At 53.5% G+C, this 17,395-nt stretch carries 16 protein-coding genes; all 16 read right to left on the bottom strand.

Annotation, left to right across the window (positions count from 1 at the left end):
* Nucleotides 1-7: 7 nt before the first annotated feature.
* The gene (gene pstA / locus BFV67_RS22145; protein WP_008500184.1) at nt 8-898 is read right to left on the bottom strand and encodes a phosphate ABC transporter permease PstA; all 891 of its coding nucleotides are present in this window, start codon (nt 896-898) and stop codon (nt 8-10) included.
* Nucleotides 898-1,857, bottom strand: coding sequence for a phosphate ABC transporter permease PstC (pstC, locus tag BFV67_RS22140; RefSeq protein ID WP_008500185.1), 960 nt, complete (start codon nt 1,855-1,857; stop codon nt 898-900). The genes pstA and pstC overlap by 1 nt, the downstream gene beginning before the upstream one ends.
* Nucleotides 1,858-1,985: 128 nt before the next feature.
* A complete protein-coding gene (pstS, locus tag BFV67_RS22135; protein ID WP_008500186.1) occupies nt 1,986-3,026 on the bottom strand; it encodes a phosphate ABC transporter substrate-binding protein PstS in 1,041 nt (346 codons plus the stop codon).
* A gap of 321 nt (nt 3,027-3,347) precedes the next feature.
* Nucleotides 3,348-5,177, bottom strand: coding sequence for a glutamine--fructose-6-phosphate transaminase (isomerizing) (gene glmS, locus BFV67_RS22130; RefSeq protein ID WP_008500188.1), 1,830 nt, complete (start codon nt 5,175-5,177; stop codon nt 3,348-3,350).
* 225 nt (nt 5,178-5,402) lie between these two features.
* Nucleotides 5,403-6,773, bottom strand: coding sequence for a bifunctional UDP-N-acetylglucosamine diphosphorylase/glucosamine-1-phosphate N-acetyltransferase GlmU (gene glmU, locus BFV67_RS22125; RefSeq protein ID WP_069598912.1), 1,371 nt, complete (start codon nt 6,771-6,773; stop codon nt 5,403-5,405).
* A 138-nt stretch (nt 6,774-6,911) separates the two neighbouring features.
* Nucleotides 6,912-7,331: a F0F1 ATP synthase subunit epsilon gene (locus tag BFV67_RS22120; RefSeq protein ID WP_006177560.1), complete on the bottom strand. Its 420-nt coding sequence runs from the start codon at nt 7,329-7,331 to the stop codon at nt 6,912-6,914.
* A 20-nt stretch (nt 7,332-7,351) separates the two neighbouring features.
* Complete coding sequence (gene atpD, locus BFV67_RS22115) at nt 7,352-8,734, bottom strand: F0F1 ATP synthase subunit beta (protein WP_003862362.1); 1,383 nt, start codon at nt 8,732-8,734, stop codon at nt 7,352-7,354.
* 31 nt (nt 8,735-8,765) lie between these two features.
* Complete coding sequence (gene atpG, locus BFV67_RS22110; RefSeq protein WP_008500191.1) at nt 8,766-9,629, bottom strand: F0F1 ATP synthase subunit gamma; 864 nt, start codon at nt 9,627-9,629, stop codon at nt 8,766-8,768.
* Between the two features lie 51 nt (nt 9,630-9,680).
* Nucleotides 9,681-11,222 (bottom strand): F0F1 ATP synthase subunit alpha, encoded by a 1,542-nt coding sequence (gene atpA, locus BFV67_RS22105; RefSeq protein ID WP_003862367.1) that lies wholly within the window; start codon nt 11,220-11,222, stop codon nt 9,681-9,683.
* A 12-nt stretch (nt 11,223-11,234) separates the two neighbouring features.
* Nucleotides 11,235-11,768 (bottom strand): F0F1 ATP synthase subunit delta, encoded by a 534-nt coding sequence (gene atpH / locus BFV67_RS22100; protein ID WP_008500192.1) that lies wholly within the window; start codon nt 11,766-11,768, stop codon nt 11,235-11,237.
* A 14-nt stretch (nt 11,769-11,782) separates the two neighbouring features.
* Nucleotides 11,783-12,253, bottom strand: a complete 471-nt coding sequence (gene atpF / locus BFV67_RS22095; RefSeq protein WP_003862370.1) for a F0F1 ATP synthase subunit B — start codon at nt 12,251-12,253, stop codon at nt 11,783-11,785.
* Nucleotides 12,254-12,301: 48 nt separating this feature from the next.
* Entirely contained in the window at nt 12,302-12,541 is a 240-nt protein-coding gene (gene atpE / locus BFV67_RS22090; RefSeq protein WP_000429386.1) for a F0F1 ATP synthase subunit C, read from the bottom strand.
* 49 nt (nt 12,542-12,590) lie between these two features.
* Nucleotides 12,591-13,406 (bottom strand): F0F1 ATP synthase subunit A, encoded by an 816-nt coding sequence (gene atpB / locus BFV67_RS22085; RefSeq protein ID WP_008500193.1) that lies wholly within the window; start codon nt 13,404-13,406, stop codon nt 12,591-12,593.
* Nucleotides 13,407-13,414: 8 nt separating this feature from the next.
* Complete coding sequence (atpI, locus tag BFV67_RS22080) at nt 13,415-13,795, bottom strand: F0F1 ATP synthase subunit I (protein WP_008500194.1); 381 nt, start codon at nt 13,793-13,795, stop codon at nt 13,415-13,417.
* A gap of 616 nt (nt 13,796-14,411) precedes the next feature.
* A complete protein-coding gene (rsmG, locus tag BFV67_RS22075) occupies nt 14,412-15,035 on the bottom strand; it encodes a 16S rRNA (guanine(527)-N(7))-methyltransferase RsmG (RefSeq protein ID WP_008500195.1) in 624 nt (207 codons plus the stop codon).
* A 107-nt stretch (nt 15,036-15,142) separates the two neighbouring features.
* Nucleotides 15,143-17,032: a tRNA uridine-5-carboxymethylaminomethyl(34) synthesis enzyme MnmG gene (gene mnmG, locus BFV67_RS22070; RefSeq protein ID WP_008500196.1), complete on the bottom strand. Its 1,890-nt coding sequence runs from the start codon at nt 17,030-17,032 to the stop codon at nt 15,143-15,145.
* Nucleotides 17,033-17,395: the final 363 nt, after the last annotated feature.

Genomic DNA, 17,395 nt, shown 5'->3' with positions numbered 1-17,395 from the left:
TAAAAAATTAACCGTGTTTCTTCTTCGCGAAAATGACGCGCGCCAGAATGTTCAGCAACAGTACGCAAAGGGTAATGATCAGCACCCCGGCCCAGGCCAGCTGCTGCCATTCCGCGAAGGGGCTCATCGCAAATTTAAAGATCGTCACCGGCAGGTTGGCGATCGGCTGCATCATGTCCGTGCTCCAGAACTGGTTGGAGAGGGACGTAAACAGCAGCGGTGCCGTTTCACCCGCAATACGCGCCACCGCCAGCAGGATACCGGTCATGATCCCGGAGACCGACGCCTTCAGCGTAATCGCAGAGATCATCTTCCATTTTGGCGTACCCAGCGCGTAAGCCGCTTCACGCAGGCTGTCCGGCACCAGTTTTAGCATGTTCTCGGTGGTTCGAATCACAATCGGCACCTGCAGCAGCGCCAGCGCAATCACACCCGCCCAGCCGGAGAAGTGTTCCATCTGCGCCACCACGACGGTATAAACGAACAGACCCACGACGATAGACGGGGCTGACAGCAAAATATCGTTAATGAAGCGAATGACTTCCGCCAGCAAGGATTTACGACCGTATTCCGCCAGGTAGATACCCGCCATAATGCCCAGCGGCGTGCCGAAGACCGTGGCCCAGAGGATCAGCAATCCGCTGCCCGCCAGGGCATTCGCCAGGCCACCACCCGCCGTGTTCGGCGGCGGCGTCATTTCGGTGAACAGCGAGAGTGACATTCCGTCAATCCCGCGAACGACCGTTGAAAAGAGGATCCAGACAAGCCAGAACAGACCGAATGCCATCGTCGCCATAGAGAGCGTCAGGGCAATGCGGTTTTTCATGCGGCGTCTGGCCTGCATTTTGCGGCGGGATTCCGCCAGTTCAGCAGTAGCTTGCATTTCGAGAGTGGCCATTAGCGTGCTCCCTCATTTTTAGCGAGACGCATAATCATCAGCTTGGAAATCGCCAGAACAATGAAGGTAATAACGAACAGAATCAGACCCAGCTCCATCAGCGCCGCGACGTGCAGACCCGATTCCGCTTCCGCAAACTCATTCGCCAGTGCAGAGGTAATACTGTTACCCGGCATATAAAGCGACGCGCTGTCGAGCTGGTAGGTGTTACCGATGATAAAGGTAACCGCCATGGTTTCACCCAGCGCACGACCTAAGCCCAGCATCACGCCCCCGATCACCCCATTTTTGGTGAACGGAAGGACGATGCGCCAGATCACTTCCCAGGTGGTGCAGCCGATACCGTAGGCCGACTCTTTCATCATCACCGGCGTTTGTTCGAACACATCGCGCATCACCGCCGCAATGTACGGAATAATCATGATGGCGAGGATCACACCCGCCGCCAGAATGCCGATACCGAAAGCCGGGCCGGAGAACAGGGCCCCCACAAACGGAATGGCAGAGAGGACGTTACCCACCGGTTCCTGGAAGTACGTGGCGAACAGCGGCGCAAAGATAAACAGGCCCCACATGCCGTAGACGATACTTGGGATGGCCGCCAGCAGTTCGATGGCGATACCCAATGGGCGACGCAGCCAGCCCGGCGCCAGCTCCGTCAGGAACAGGGCGATACCGAAACTTACCGGAACCGCAATCAGCAGGGCGATGAACGAGGTCACCAGCGTGCCGTAAATCGGCACCAGTGCACCGTAGATATCGTTCGGCGCATCCCACTCTTTACTCCACAGGAAGGAGAAACCGAATTTCTGGATGCTCGGCCAGGAGGAGAAAATCAGAGACACGATAATGCCGCCCAGCAGCAATAGCACAATCAGCGCAGCCAGTTTGACCAGCGCGCTGAAAATCATGTCACCTTTTTTACCCGGAGGGTTAAATGCAGGCTTGGTTGCAGCCATAAATTACTCTTCTGTTTGAGACGTTTTTACGAATATGCCCGGTGGCGCTGACGCTTACCGGGCCTACAGAGTAAACCGTAGGGCGGGTAAGCGCAGCGCCACCCGCCATCTTCGTTAAATATATCCTGTTAGTACAGCGCTTTACCGCTGCTGTCTTTCACGTTGGTTTTCCATGCAGCGCGAATCTGCTCAACCACGTTGTCTGGCAGGGTGGCGTAATCCAGAGCGTTAGCCTGTTTGCCGCCGTTTTTGTATGCCCAGTCGAAGAATTTCAGCACTTCAGCGCCCTGTTCAGGTTTCTTCTGCTCTTTGTGCACCAGGATGAAGGTGGTAGAGGTGATTGGCCACGCTCCTTCGCCCTTCTGGTTAGTCAGATCCTGCGCGAAGGATTTGCTCCAGTCAGCGCCTTTGGCGGCGTTAGCAAAGTTCTCTTCGGTCGGGCTAACCGGTTTGCCGTCGGCAGACACCAGTTTGGTGTAGGACAGGTTGTTCTGCTTCGCGTACGCATACTCTACGTAGCCGATGGAGCCAGGCAGACGCTGTACGAACGCGGCGATACCGTCATTACCTTTACCGCCCAGACCGGTAGGCCAGTTAACGGTAGAGCCGGAGCCGACTTTAGATTTCCACTCTTCGTTCACTTTCGCCAGGTAGCTGGTGAACACGAAAGAGGTACCAGAACCATCCGCGCGGCGAACCACGGCGATGTTCTGAGAAGGCAGCTTCAGGCCTGGGTTGAGTTTGGCGATCGCTTCGTCATCCCATTTTTTGATTTTGCCCAGGTAGATGTCACCCAGGGTTTTGCCGTCCAGCACCAGCTCGCCCGACTTCACGCCCGGCAGGTTGATCGCCAGAACCACGCCACCGATCACGGTAGGGAACTGGAACAGGCCTTCCTGAGCCAGTTTGTCATCAGACAGCGGAGCATCTGATGCGCCGAAATCAACCGTGTTCGCGGTAATTTGTTTTACGCCACCGGAGGAGCCGATACCCTGATAGTTAACCTTGTTACCGGTTTCTTTCTGGTAGGTATCCGCCCATTTGGCATACACCGGCGCAGGGAAGGTTGCACCAGCGCCAGTCAGGCTTGCTTCTGCAAATACAGAGAACGCGCTCAGAGATAAGGTCGCGGCGACAACAGTTGCGACAGTGGTACGCATAACTTTCATAATGTCTCCTGCAAGATTTTCGTAAATCGTTGTTTAGTGGCTACGATGAGCAAAATAGGACAAACAGGTGACAGATAAATGTACGAATTATGACAGTTTTATGACAAAGAAAATTTAACTTAAAATTAAACAAAAAAAAGCTTAATTTTCATCTAGTTAGCCACTTTTATGACAGGTTGTTTTCAGAAATATTTTCTTTATGTGACACTGAAAAAAGTAGCTGAAGATGACAAATTGTCATTATTAAAAATGAGAAAGGATTGATGAAAAACAAACCAGGCAGGATAAAAAAGCTCCACCCGAAGGTGGAGCCTGAAGGGTTTATTCTACAGTGACCGATTTCGCCAGGTTACGCGGCTGGTCGACGTCGGTGCCTTTGATCAGCGCCACGTGATAGGCCAGCAGCTGCAGCGGAACGGTGTAGAAGATCGGCGCAATCACCTCTTCCACATGCGGCATCTCGATGATGTGCATGTTGTCGCTGCTGGCGAAACCGGCATCTTTATCAGCAAAGACGTACAGCACGCCGCCACGGGCGCGGACTTCTTCGATGTTGGACTTCAGTTTTTCCAGCAGTTCGTTGTTCGGTGCCACGACGATAACCGGCATATCCGCGTCAATCAGCGCCAACGGACCGTGTTTCAGCTCGCCTGCCGCATAGGCTTCAGCGTGAATGTAAGAGATCTCTTTCAGCTTCAGCGCGCCTTCCAGCGCAATCGGATACTGATCGCCACGGCCCAGGAACAGGGCGTGATGTTTGTCAGAGAAATCTTCCGCCAGAGCTTCAATGCGTTTGTCCTGAGAGAGCATCTGCTCAATACGGCTCGGCAGCGCCTGCAGACCGTGAACGATGTCATGCTCAACAGAGGCATCTTCACCTTTCAGACGCGCCAGTTTCGCCACCAGCATCAGCAGAACCGTCAGCTGAGTGGTAAACGCCTTGGTGGAGGCCACGCCGATTTCGGTACCCGCTTTGGTCATCAGCGCCAGATCGGATTCACGCACCAGCGATGAGCCCGGCACGTTACAGATGGCCAGAGAACCCAGATAACCCAGCTCTTTAGAGAGACGCAGCGCCGCCAGGGTATCTGCCGTTTCACCTGACTGGGAAAGGGTGATCATCAGGCTGTTACGACGCACGGCAGATTTGCGATAGCGGAACTCAGAGGCAATTTCCACGTCGCACGGCACGCCCGCCAGAGATTCAAACCAGTAGCGAGAGACCATACCGGAGTTGTAGGAGGTACCGCAGGCTACGATCTGAATATGCTCAACCTTGCTGAGCAGTTCGTTCGCGTTTGCGCCCAGCTCGCTCAGATCCACTTCACCATGGCTGATGCGCCCGGTCAGGGTGTTTTTGATGGCGTTTGGCTGCTCGTAAATCTCTTTCTGCATGTAGTGACGGTAAGCGCCTTTGTCGCCCGCGTCGTACTGCAGATTCGATTCGATCTCCTGACGTTTCACCTGCTCGCCTTTGGTATCGAACACGGTTACGCTGCGGCGAGTCACTTCGGCGATATCCCCCTCTTCGAGGAAGATAAAGCGACGCGTTACCGGCAGTAGTGCCAGCTGATCGGAAGCGATAAAGTTTTCACCCATGCCCAGGCCGATAACCATCGGGCTACCGGAACGCGCGGCCAGCAGCGTGGACGGGTCGCGGGAATCCATGATCACCGTACCGTACGCACCGCGTAGCTGAGGAATAGCGCGCAGCACCGCATCACGCAGCGTACCGCCCTGCTCAAGTTCCCAGTGCACCAGGTGAGCAATCACTTCGGTGTCAGTTTCAGAGACGAAGGTGTAGCCGCGCGCTTTCAGTGCTTCACGCAGCGGTTCGTGGTTTTCGATAATGCCGTTGTGCACGACCACGATGTGTTCAGACACATGCGGGTGCGCGTTGCCTTCAGACGGTTCGCCGTGCGTCGCCCAGCGGGTGTGCGCAATACCGGTTCCCCCGTGCAGCGGATGTTCTTCCGCGGCCTGGGCCAGCATCTGCACTTTACCGAGACGGCGCAGACGGGTCATATGACCTTCTGCATCGACAACAGCCAGACCGGCAGAGTCGTAACCACGGTATTCCAGACGACGTAAACCTTCGAGAAGGATTTCAGCAATATCACGCTGAGCAACTGCGCCAACAATTCCACACATAATTTTAGATTCCGAATTTAGGCATAATGCCTGCGTTGTCGCTGACCTGTATTTGCCCTTTCCGGGCGCCCCGAGCCTTGTAGAGAGTGGGGTTATTGTTATGGGTACTGCTTGTGGGGGGAGATATATGTTTATCTCCTCACCCGGGTTTGCCTGATGACGGCTACGCCTTATCAGGCCTACTCAATCGTAGGGCGGGTAAGCGTAGCGCCACCCGCCTTGTTGTTACTTCTTCTTCACAGGACGTTTCCAGCCCTGCTTGTGCACCTGCGGCACACGGCTTAATACCAGTTCGTTATCGGCGATATCGCGCGTAACGGTTGTCCCGGCGGCAATCGTTACGCCGTTACCCACGGTAACAGGCGCCACCAGTTGGGTGTCGGAACCGACAAACACATCATCACCGATGATGGTTTTAAACTTATTGGCGCCGTCATAGTTACAGGTGATTGTGCCTGCGCCAATGTTGACGTTGTCACCAATTTCCGCGTCGCCCAGATAGGTTAAATGACCGGCTTTAGAGCCTTTACCCAGACGCGCTTTTTTCATCTCAACGAAGTTTCCAACATGTGAGCCTTCCAGCAGCTCAGCGCCCGGGCGCAAACGCGCAAACGGGCCGATGGTACAGGCCACATCCAGACGGGCATTTTCCACCACGCTGTACGGGCTGATTTCACAGTCGTCACCAATGACGCTGTTTTTGATCACGCAGCCAGCGCCAATTTTGACGCGGTTGCCCAGCGTGACGTGACCTTCGAGGATAACGTTAGTATCAATTTCAACGTCGCGCCCGTGAGATAACGTGCCACGCAGATCGAAACGCGCCGGATCGCGCAGCATCACTCCAGCCAGAAGGAGTTTCTCGGCCTGTTCGGACTGATAAAAGCGCTCAAGACGGGAAAGCTGCAGACGGTTATTCACCCCTTCGGTTTCGCTGATGCGCGCCGGATGGACCGCCGCAATCTCGCGCCCTTCCTGGTATGCCATCGCAATGATGTCGGTGATGTAGTATTCACCCTGCGCGTTATTGTTGTTGAGCTTCGACAGCCAGCGCTTCATATCCGCACCATTGGCAATCAGGATACCGGTGTTGATCTCCTGAATCTGACGCTGCGCCTCGCTGGCATCTTTATGCTCAACAATGCCCGTAACGTTGCCGTTTTCACGGGTGATACGGCCATAACCGGTTGGATCGTCCAGCACAACAGTTAATAAACCGATGCCGCCCTGCGGTTTGGCTTCACGCAGGCGAGTCAGCGTTTCAACGGAGATCAGCGGGACATCGCCGTAGAGCATCAAAATGTCTTCGTCATCCGCAAAGAAGGGCGCTGCCTGCTGCATGGCATGGCCTGTACCCAACTGCTCGGCCTGAAGCACCCAGTTGAGCTTGTCGTCGCTCAGCGTCTTTTTAAGCAGATCGCCGCCGTGGCCGTAGACCAGGTGGACCTGGCTGGCACCCAATTCATTCGCTGCATCAATGACGTGCTGCACCATTGGCTTTCCTGCAAGCGTGTGAAGCACTTTAGGCAGGTCGGAATACATGCGGGTCCCTTTGCCTGCGGCAAGGATCACCACGCTCATCGCACTGTTTGACATACGCATCCTGACGGTTGTTTGAGTGAGAAGTAAAAACGTTTGATGCTTAAAATTCTACATCTTTTTCATCATGAATTAAGGCCGAAAAAAAAAGCCAGCCTGGTATCCAGACTGGCTTTTGTGCTTTTCAAGCCGGTGTTACATCGCTTTTTTGGTCAACTCGATAACGCGCAGTTTCGCGATCGCTTTGGCCAGCTCCGCAGACGCCTGAGCGTAATCCACGTCGCCATGAGAGCTGCTAATGTGCTCTTCAGCCTTACGCTTCGACTCCAGGGCTCGCGCTTCGTCGAGATCCTGGCCACGAATAGCGGTATCGGCCAGAACGGTCACACTACCAGGCTGCACTTCAAGAATGCCGCCGGACAGATAGATAAACTCTTCGTGACCGAACTGTTTAACGATGCGGATCATACCAGGCTTAATGGCGGTGAGCAGCGGTGCGTGACCCGGGAAAATACCCAGCTCACCTTCACTACCCGTTACCTGGATTTTCTCGACCAAACCAGAGAACATTTGTTGCTCTGCGCTGACGACGTCCAGGTGGTAAGTCATTGCCATATCACCCTCCGATTAAGGCGTTAAAGTTTTTTGGCTTTTTCCACAGCTTCTTCGATGGAACCAACCATGTAGAACGCCTGCTCTGGCAGGTGATCGTATTCGCCTTCCATGATGCCTTTAAAGCCACGGATGGTGTCTTTCAGGGAAACGTATTTACCCGGAGAACCGGTGAATACTTCCGCAACGAAGAACGGCTGGGACAGGAAGCGCTGGATCTTACGCGCACGTGCTACCACCAGTTTGTCTTCTTCAGACAGTTCATCCATACCCAGGATGGCGATGATGTCTTTCAGTTCCTGGTAACGCTGCAGCAGGGACTGTACGCCACGCGCGGTGTCGTAGTGTTCCTGACCAACAACCAGTGGATCCAGCTGACGGCTGGTGGAGTCCAGCGGGTCAACGGCTGGGTAGATACCCAGAGACGCGATCTGACGGCTCAGTACCACGGTTGCATCTAAGTGCGCAAAGGTGGTGGCTGGAGATGGGTCAGTCAAGTCATCCGCAGGTACGTATACCGCCTGAACGGAGGTGATAGAACCGGTTTTGGTAGAGGTGATACGTTCCTGAAGAACACCCATCTCTTCCGCCAGTGTTGGCTGATAACCTACCGCTGAAGGCATACGACCCAGCAGTGCAGATACTTCAGTACCGGCCAGGGTGTAACGATAGATGTTATCAACGAACAGCAGAACGTCACGGCCTTCGTCACGGAACTTCTCAGCCATCGTCAGGCCGGTCAGCGCAACGCGCAGACGGTTTCCAGGTGGCTCGTTCATCTGGCCGTAAACCAGGGATACTTTGTCCAGAACGTTGGAGTCGGTCATTTCGTGGTAGAAGTCGTTACCCTCACGAGTACGTTCACCTACGCCCGCAAATACGGAGTAACCGGAGTGCTCGATCGCGATGTTACGGATCAGCTCCATCATGTTTACGGTTTTACCTACACCCGCACCACCGAACAGACCGACTTTACCGCCCTTCGCGAACGGACACATCAGGTCGATAACTTTGATACCGGTTTCCAGCAGTTCCTGAGAGCTGGACAGCTCTTCGTAGGAAGGTGCCGCGCGGTGGATAGCCCAACGCTCTTCTTCACCGATGTCGCCTTTCATGTCGATTGGCTGACCCAATACGTTCATGATACGACCCAGTGTTGCTTTACCTACCGGGACTTCGATCGGGTGCTCAAGGTCTTTGACTTCCAGACCACGACGCAGACCGTCGGAAGAACCCATCGCGATGGTACGCACGATACCGCCGCCGAGCTGCTGCTGAACTTCCAGCACCAGGCTCTCGTTACCATTCTGTACCTCAAGCGCGTCGTACACGCGTGGTACGGCGTCCTGAGGGAACTCGACGTCCACCACGGCGCCGATTACCTGGACAATCTTTCCAGTAGCCATCTTGAATCCTCTACGTAATTCGTAAACCTGGTTAAACCGCGGCGGCCCCCGAGACGATCTCGGTGAGTTCCTGAGTAATGCTGGCCTGACGAGCTTTGTTGTAAACCAACTGCAGCTCTTTAATCAGGCTGCCGCCATTATCGGTCGCGGCTTTCATCGCCACCATTCGTGCGGCCTGCTCGCTGGCCAGGTTTTCTACAACGCCCTGATAAACCTGAGATTCAACGTAACGACGCAGCAGGGTATCCAGCAGCGGTTTCGGATCGGGTTCATACAGGTAATCCCAGGCTTTTTGCTTCAGCTCGTCATCTTCTGATGCCGGTAACGGCAGCATCTGAGTGAGCGTTGGAACCTGAGACATGGTGTTAATGAATTTGTTGCTGACAACGTACAGTCTGTCCAGACGGCCTTCATCATAGGCCTGCAACATCACTTTAACCGGGCCGATCAGTTCGGACAGGGACGGGTTATCACCCATACCGGTCACCTGAGCGACAATGTTGCCACCAACGGAGTTAAAGAAAGAGACGCCTTTAGAGCCGATCATTGCGATATCGCACTGAACGCCTTTTTCAGACCATGCTTTCATATCCGCCAGCAGTTTTTTGAACAGGTTAATGTTCAAGCCGCCACACAGACCACGGTCGGTCGACACCACCAGGTAGCCCACGCGCTTAACGTCGCGTTCTTCCAGGTAAGGGTGCTTATATTCCAGATTACCGTTTGCAAGGTGACCAATCACTTTGCGCATGGTTTCTGCATAAGGACGGCTGGCCGCCATGCGATCCTGCGATTTACGCATTTTGGAAGCGGCGACCATCTCCATCGCTTTAGTGATCTTTTGCGTGTTCTGGACGCTTGCGATCTTACTACGTATCTCTTTTGCGCCGGCCATGAGCTTCTCCTCAATGCCAGGCGGCTTGTCCTGAGACAAGCCGCCGGACGATTACCAGGATTGGGTTGCTTTGAAGGAATCGAGGATAGCTTTCAGCTTGCCTTCGATTTCGTCGTTATAGCCACCGGTCTGGTTGATCTCTTGCATCAGCGGAGCGTGATCACGGTCGACGTAAGCCAGCAGAGCGGCTTCGAAGCTACCGATTTTCGCCAGTTCCACATCTTCGAGGTAACCGCGTTCAGCCGCGAACAGTACCAGGCCCTGCTGAGCAACAGACATTGGTGCGTACTGTTTCTGCTTCAGCAGCTCGGTCACTTTCTGACCGTGGCTCAGCTGTTTACGGGTTGCTTCGTCCAGATCGGATGCGAACTGAGAGAACGCAGCCAGTTCACGATACTGTGCCAGCGCGGTACGGATACCACCGGACAGTTTCTTGATGATCTTGGTCTGAGCAGCACCACCCACACGGGATACGGAGATACCCGGGTTAACCGCCGGACGAATACCGGAGTTAAACAGGTTGGTTTCCAGGAAGATCTGACCATCGGTAATGGAGATTACGTTGGTCGGAACGAACGCAGAAACGTCACCCGCCTGGGTTTCAATGATCGGCAGCGCGGTCAGAGAGCCCGTTTTACCCTTCACTTCACCTTTGGTGAAGTTCTCGACGTATTCCGCGTTAACGCGGGAAGCACGCTCCAGCAGACGAGAGTGGAGGTAGAATACGTCGCCAGGGAACGCTTCACGTCCAGGTGGACGACGGAGCAGCAGGGAAACCTGACGATAAGCAACAGCCTGCTTAGACAGGTCATCGTATACGATCAGCGCATCTTCACCGCGGTCACGGAAGTATTCGCCCATTGCGCAACCGGCGTATGGTGCCAGGTATTGCAGTGCAGCAGATTCAGACGCGGTCGCCACAACAACAATGGTGTTAGACAGCGCGCCGTGCTCTTCCAGTTTACGAACCACGTTAGAAATGGTGGACGCTTTCTGGCCGATAGCCACGTACACACATTTGATGCCGGAGTCACGCTGGTTGATGATGGCGTCGATTGCCATCGCGGTTTTACCGGTCTGACGGTCACCGATGATCAGTTCACGCTGACCACGACCGATTGGGATCATGGCGTCAACGGACTTATAACCTGTCTGAACAGGCTGATCTACGGACTGACGGTCGATAACGCCTGGTGCGATAACTTCGATTGGGGAGAAGCCATCGTGCTCAACCGGACCTTTACCGTCGATTGGCGCACCCAGGGTGTTAACAACGCGACCCAGCAGGCCACGGCCAACCGGTACTTCCAGAATACGGCCAGTACACTTAACCTTCATGCCTTCGGCGAGGTCAGCATATGGACCCATCACAACTGCACCAACGGAGTCGCGCTCCAGGTTCAGTGCGATAGCGTAACGGTTACCCGGCAGGGAAATCATCTCACCCTGCATACAATCGGCCAGGCCGTGGATGCGGATAACACCGTCACTTACAGAAACAATAGTACCTTCGTTGTGAGCTTCACTCACAACATTGAACTGAGCAATGCGCTGCTTGATCAGTTCGCTGATTTCGGTGGAATTCAGTTGCATGCTCCAGTCCCCTTAAGACTGCAAGACGTCTGCAAGGCGCTCAAGACGGCCGCGTACGCTGCCATCAATGACCATATCACCCGAGCGGATGATTACGCCTGCCATTACAGACTTATCGATTTTGCAATTCAGCTTAACTTTGCGTGACAGACGTTTTTCCATCGCGGCGGTAATTTTCGCAAGCTGTTCGTCACTCAGTTCAGTCGCAGAAGTCACTTCGACTTCAGCGGTAGCTTCACTAAGGGCACGTAAGTGCTCAAACTGCTCGAGAACATCCGGGAGCACACGGAGACGACCATTTTCTGCCATCACCTTAATCAGGTTCTGGCCGTTGGCATCCAGTTGCTCTCCGCACACGGCGATAAACGACGCGGCGAGGGTTTCAGGTGCTAACGCACCGGAAAGCAACTCGGCCATTTGTTCGTTTTTCGTCACCTCAGCGGCAAACGCCAGCATATTCTGCCAGCGATCGACATTTTGGTGTTCGATAGCAAAGTCAAAAGCTGCTTTGGCGTAGGGGCGAGCTACCGTAACAAATTCAGACATCAGCCCCTCCCTCCTTACAGTTCAGCGACAAGTTTGTCCACGATGTCGCTGTTAGCAGCTTCATCCACGGAACGTTCGATGATCTTCTCGGCGCCAGCAACAGCCAGAATCGCAACCTGCTTACGCAGTTCTTCACGAGCACGTTTACGCTCAGCTTCAATTTCAGCCTGAGCCTGTGTCACGATCTTAGTACGTTCCTGTTCTGCTTCAGCTTTCGCTTCGTCCAGGATCTGCGAACGGCGTTTGTTAGCCTGTTCGATGATAACCTGAGCTTCCGCTTTCGCTTTTTTCAGCTGGTCTGTCGCGTTGGCCTGTGCAAGGTCCAAATCTTTCTTAGCGCGTTCTGCAGAAGCCAGACCGTCAGCAATTTCTTTCTGACGTTTTTCGATGGCTGCCATTAAAGGCGGCCATACATACTTCATGCAGAACCAGACAAAGAGAATAAACGCGATGGCCTGGCCGAGGATTGTTGCGTTCATGTTCACAGCACAATACCTCTTTAATATCTGTGGCTTAGGGTTTTAAAACTACTACTACGCGACAGCAAACATCACGTACAGACCCAGACCTACAGCGATCATTGGGATAGCATCCACCAGACCCATAACGATAAAGAACTGAGTACGCAGCAGAGGAATCAGATCAGGTTGACGCGCAGCGCCTTCCAGGAATTTGCCCCCGAGGATGCCGATACCGATCGCAGCACCGATAGCCGCCAGACCCATCATCACAGCGGCAGCCATGTACAGCAGATCCATATTCAGGTTTTCCATGACAGTCTCCAGTTTGTTTCAATTAAAACGTAGTAGTGTTGGTAAAAAATCAGTGCTCTTCAGACGCCATCGACAGATAGACGATCGTCAGAACCATGAAGATAAAGGCTTGCAGCGTAATGATCAGGATGTGGAAAATGGCCCACGGCACATTCAGAACCCACTGTGACCACCACGGCAGAAGACCCGCGATCAGAATGAAAATCAGCTCACCCGCATACATGTTGCCGAACAGTCGCAGACCCAGTGAAACAGGTTTGGACAGCAGGCTAACGCCTTCCAGGATCAGGTTGACCGGAATAAACGCCCAGTGGTTGAACGGCTGCAAGGTAAGCTCTTTCACAAAGCCGCTTACGCCTTTCATTTTGATGCTGTAGAAAAGAATCAGGATAAACACGCCCAGCGCCATCGACAGGGTGATGTTCACGTCCGCAGACGGTACAACACGCAGTGCAGGCAGGCCGAAGATGTGCTCGCCAATAAACGGCAGCAGATCGATTGGCAGCAGGTCCATCAGGTTCATCAGGAAGACCCAAACGAACACGGTCAGCGCCAGCGGAGCAATCAGCTTGCTCTTGCCATGGTACATGTCTTTGACGCTGCCATGGACGAAGCCGATGATCATTTCGATGAAGGTCTGGAATTTCCCTGGTACACCGCTGGTCGCTCGTTTAGCAACACCGCGGAACATGGCCAGGAACAGAAGACCCAAAACCACCGAGAAGAACATGGAGTCGATGTTGATCGTCCAGAAGGTGGCCGGGGGGTTATGTGGATCCACCAGCGAGAATGTACGCAGGTCCAGCTGAAGGTTATTCAGATGGTGACCTATGTAATCCTGCGGCGTCATATTTTCTGAAGCCATGATGCCTTTTACCCTTTGTTATTGATTACAGCTGGAGCCAGAACTTGTACCACCAGCACCAAAACCCACGTTGCTATCAGCGGCATGAAGACCACTTTCAAAACCGCCAGCGCCATCACCAGTAGAGCAAAGGTCAGCAACACCTTACACACTTCGCCGAGGGCGAAGGACCAGGCCACGCGGCCTTTGGCAGGTGTATGCGCCTGATGACGCCAGGCAAAAATCATAAACAACACGTTTGGCAGCACAACCGCCAAACCCCCGCACACGGCGGAGATGCCCCAGAAGGGGTCTTTGAGGCTAAACAGCAGTCCACTTGCTATCACAGCCAGAAACTGAATGAACAGAAGCTTACGAGCAACGTTTCTACTCAAGAGCGACACAGACATCACGTTTTTACTCCTGCTCCCTTCGAGGTATGCCGCGTGTCGTATAAAACGTCCTTTAAGGCTCAGAGTCAAGCATCAAAAAGCGGTCAAATTATACGGTGCGCACCCGTGATTTCAAACATTAAGTAGCGAAAAGGTGAATAAATGTTTAAATATTTTTCCCCACCGCTATTTTTTAACTTTCGCTGAAAGCGTCAACCTTCGACCAAAACTGCAAACAGCGCGAAAACGTTGTCGATAAAGCGTGCACGAGATCACAAAACACACATTTGCGATAAGGTTGTATTTATCAAAGGCGCAAATCGCAGAAATTTATCTTTATGAAATTAAACGCAAAATGTCGCAACTATTTTCAAAACAGCCCAGTACACAATAAAAACCTTTTATTGACATTCTTAATAAATAATTAACATTGCGTTCTGGTTACTGCCTTCCACTTTTAGCAGACTTATATTTTCAAAGATGACTATCTTCTCGGTGAATAACGATTGCTTCGTTAACCGGAAGAAAAACCTTAGTGAAGCAGAGGTTAAAAGCTCCTCGGTAAATCCCCGGTAGTTGTGCTGTTTTTTAACATGATAAGAACAGCACGAATTCCACATTTTTTATTAATTTTTTAAAAATTGTTTGGCTTAATTATCACCAGGTGACGTTCGCCTTCGAGCTGAGGAATCTGTAATTTCTCAATAGACTCGACAGCAAAACCATCCGGAAGCTGTTCAATCTCATCGCCTGGCAACTGCCCTTTCAGCGCATAAAAGCGGCCATTCTCCGCAGGTAAGTGCTTGCACCAGCTCACCATATCGTTGAGCGACGCAAATGCGCGGCTGATAACCCCGTCAAACGGCGGCTCTGCCGGGAACTCCTCTACCCTGCTCTGCACGGGCGTGATGTTTTCAAGCTTCAGCTCATGCTGTACCTGGCGTAAAAAGCGCACGCGTTTGCCAAGGCTGTCCAGCAGCGTGAAATGGCTCTCAGGGCGAACAATCGACAGCGGAATACCCGGCAGACCAGGGCCCGTCCCCACGTCGATAAAGCGTTCACCTTTCAGCCAGGGAGCAACCACGATGCTGTCGAGAATGTGGCGAACGAGCATCTCGTTGGGGTCGCGAACAGACGTCAGGTTGTACGCTTTGTTCCATTTGTTCAGCATATCGACATAGGCCACCAGCTGATTTTTCTGGTGATCGGTGAGCGAAATACCTGCCTGATCCAGCAGACGAGAGAGTTTGTTGAGCACAGTGAATACCTGTTGAGAGTTTTTTTGCCCGGTGGCGCTGCCGCTTACCGGGCCTACGAATAAGTAGGGCGGGTCAGCGAAGCGCCACCCGCCAAAAGCAATGTCAATTACGCGCTACGGCGCAACATGCCCTGCTTTTTCAGCCACACCAGCAGGATCGAAATCGCCGCCGGGGTCACGCCCGAGATGCGGGATGCCTGACCGATCGACACCGGTTTGTGATCGTTCAGCTTGGCGATCACTTCGTTGGAAAGGCCCGTCACCTGGCGGTAGTCCAGCATTTCCGGCAGCAGCGTGTTTTCGTTACGCTGCTGTTTTTCGATCTCATCCTGCTGACGGGCGATGTAACCTTCGTACTTCACCTGGATCTCGACCTGCTCTGCCGCTTCAGCGTCTTCCAGACCCGGCGCGAACGCAGTCAGTTTGACCAGGTTCTCGTAGGTGACTTCTGGACGGCGCAGCAGATCTTCACCGCTGGCTTCGCGCGACAGCGGCGCGGTTAAGTGAGCGTTCACTTCAGCAGCGGTTTCCGCCTGCGGATTCACCCATGTGGTTTTCAGACGCTGACGTTCCTGCTCAATGCGCTCCAGCTTCTCGTTGAAGCGCGCCCAGCGCTCGTCATCGACCAGACCCAGCTCGCGGCCCATTTCGGTCAGACGCAGGTCGGCGTTATCTTCACGCAGCATCAGGCGATATTCCGCGCGAGAGGTAAACATACGGTACGGTTCTTTGGTACCCAGCGTGCAGAGATCGTCAACCAGCACGCCCAGATAAGCCTGAGAACGCGCCGGAGCCCAGCCCTCTTTCTCAGCAGAGAAGCGCGCGGCGTTCAGACCGGCAAGCAGGCCCTGTGCAGCCGCTTCTTCGTAGCCGGTGGTGCCGTTAATCTGACCCGCGAAGAACAGACCGTGGATGAATTTGCTCTCCAGGGTCGGCTTCAGGTCACGCGGATCGAAGAAATCGTACTCAATAGCGTAGCCAGGGCGAACGATTTTTGCGTTCTCCATACCCTGCATTGAGCGAACAATTTGCATCTGTACGTCGAACGGCAGGCTGGTGGAGATGCCGTTCGGGTAAATTTCGTTTGAGGTCAACCCTTCTGGCTCCAGGAAGATCTGGTGCTGGTTGCGATCGGCAAAGCGCATCACTTTGTCTTCGATCGACGGGCAGTAGCGTGGACCGATCCCTTCGATCACGCCAGCGTACATCGGGCTGCGATCGAGGTTATTGCGGATCACATCATGGGTTTTCTCGTTGGTGTGCGTGATGTAGCACGGCACCTGCTGCGGATGCTGTGCCGCATTGCCCATAAACGAGAAGACCGGCATTGGGTTATCACCGTGCTGTTGCGCCAGCACGCTGAAATCAATGGTGCGCGCATCAATACGCGGCGGCGTGCCGGTTTTCAGGCGGCTGACGCGCAGCGGCAGCTCGCGCAGACGGCGAGACAATGGGATAGACGGCGGATCGCCAGCACGGCCGCCGCTGTAGTTATCCAGACCAATATGAATTTTACCGTCAAGGAAGGTACCCACGGTCAACACCACGGCTTTGGCGCGGAATTTGAGGCCCATCTGGGTCACGGCGCCCACGACGCGATCGTTCTCAACGATAAGATCTTCAACCGCCTGCTGGAAGATCATCAGGTTTGGCTGGTTCTCCAGCGCGGTACGTACCGCCTGGCGATAAAGTACGCGGTCTGCCTGAGCACGGGTCGCACGCACAGCGGGGCCTTTACTGGCGTTTAGTATCCTAAACTGAATGCCTGCGTGATCGATCGCCTTCGCCATCAGGCCGCCAAGTGCATCCACTTCTTTTACCAGGTGTCCTTTCCCAATGCCGCCAATCGCCGGATTACAGGACATTTGTCCCAGCGTGTCGATATTGTGTGTCAAAAGCAGGGTCTGCTGACCCATTCGCGCTGCGGCCATTGCGGCCTCAGTGCCTGCGTGACCCCCGCCAATGATGATGACGTCAAAAGGATCCTGATAAAACATGGTGGTCTGCCTCGCGTAAAGCGGTATGAAAATGGATTGAAGCCCGGGCCGTGGATTCTACTCAACTTTAGTCTTTCGAGAAAGCATTGGGATCCTGGGCTATTAAAAAGAAGATCTTTTTATTTAGAGATCTGTTCTATTGTGATCTCTTATTAGGATCGCGAACCCGTGTGGATAAGTCCGATCTCATAAAGAAGATCATGCAGTTAGAAAGGATCGTTTGCTGTGAATGATCGGTGATCCTGGGCCGTATAAGCTGGGATCAGATCGCGACTTTATACACAGGCTAAAAACTGCGCTACGGTTGTTCTTTGGATAACTACGTGTTAATACGAGCTTTTAACCAGAGTTATCCACATCTGT

Origin of the sequence: Enterobacter roggenkampii (assembly GCF_001729805.1) — a bacterium.
In the GTDB taxonomy this organism is placed as follows: Bacteria; Pseudomonadota; Gammaproteobacteria; order Enterobacterales; family Enterobacteriaceae; genus Enterobacter; species Enterobacter roggenkampii.
The sequence above is the reverse complement of the archived record's forward strand: the minus strand, read 5'-3'. Positions and strand labels throughout refer to the sequence as shown.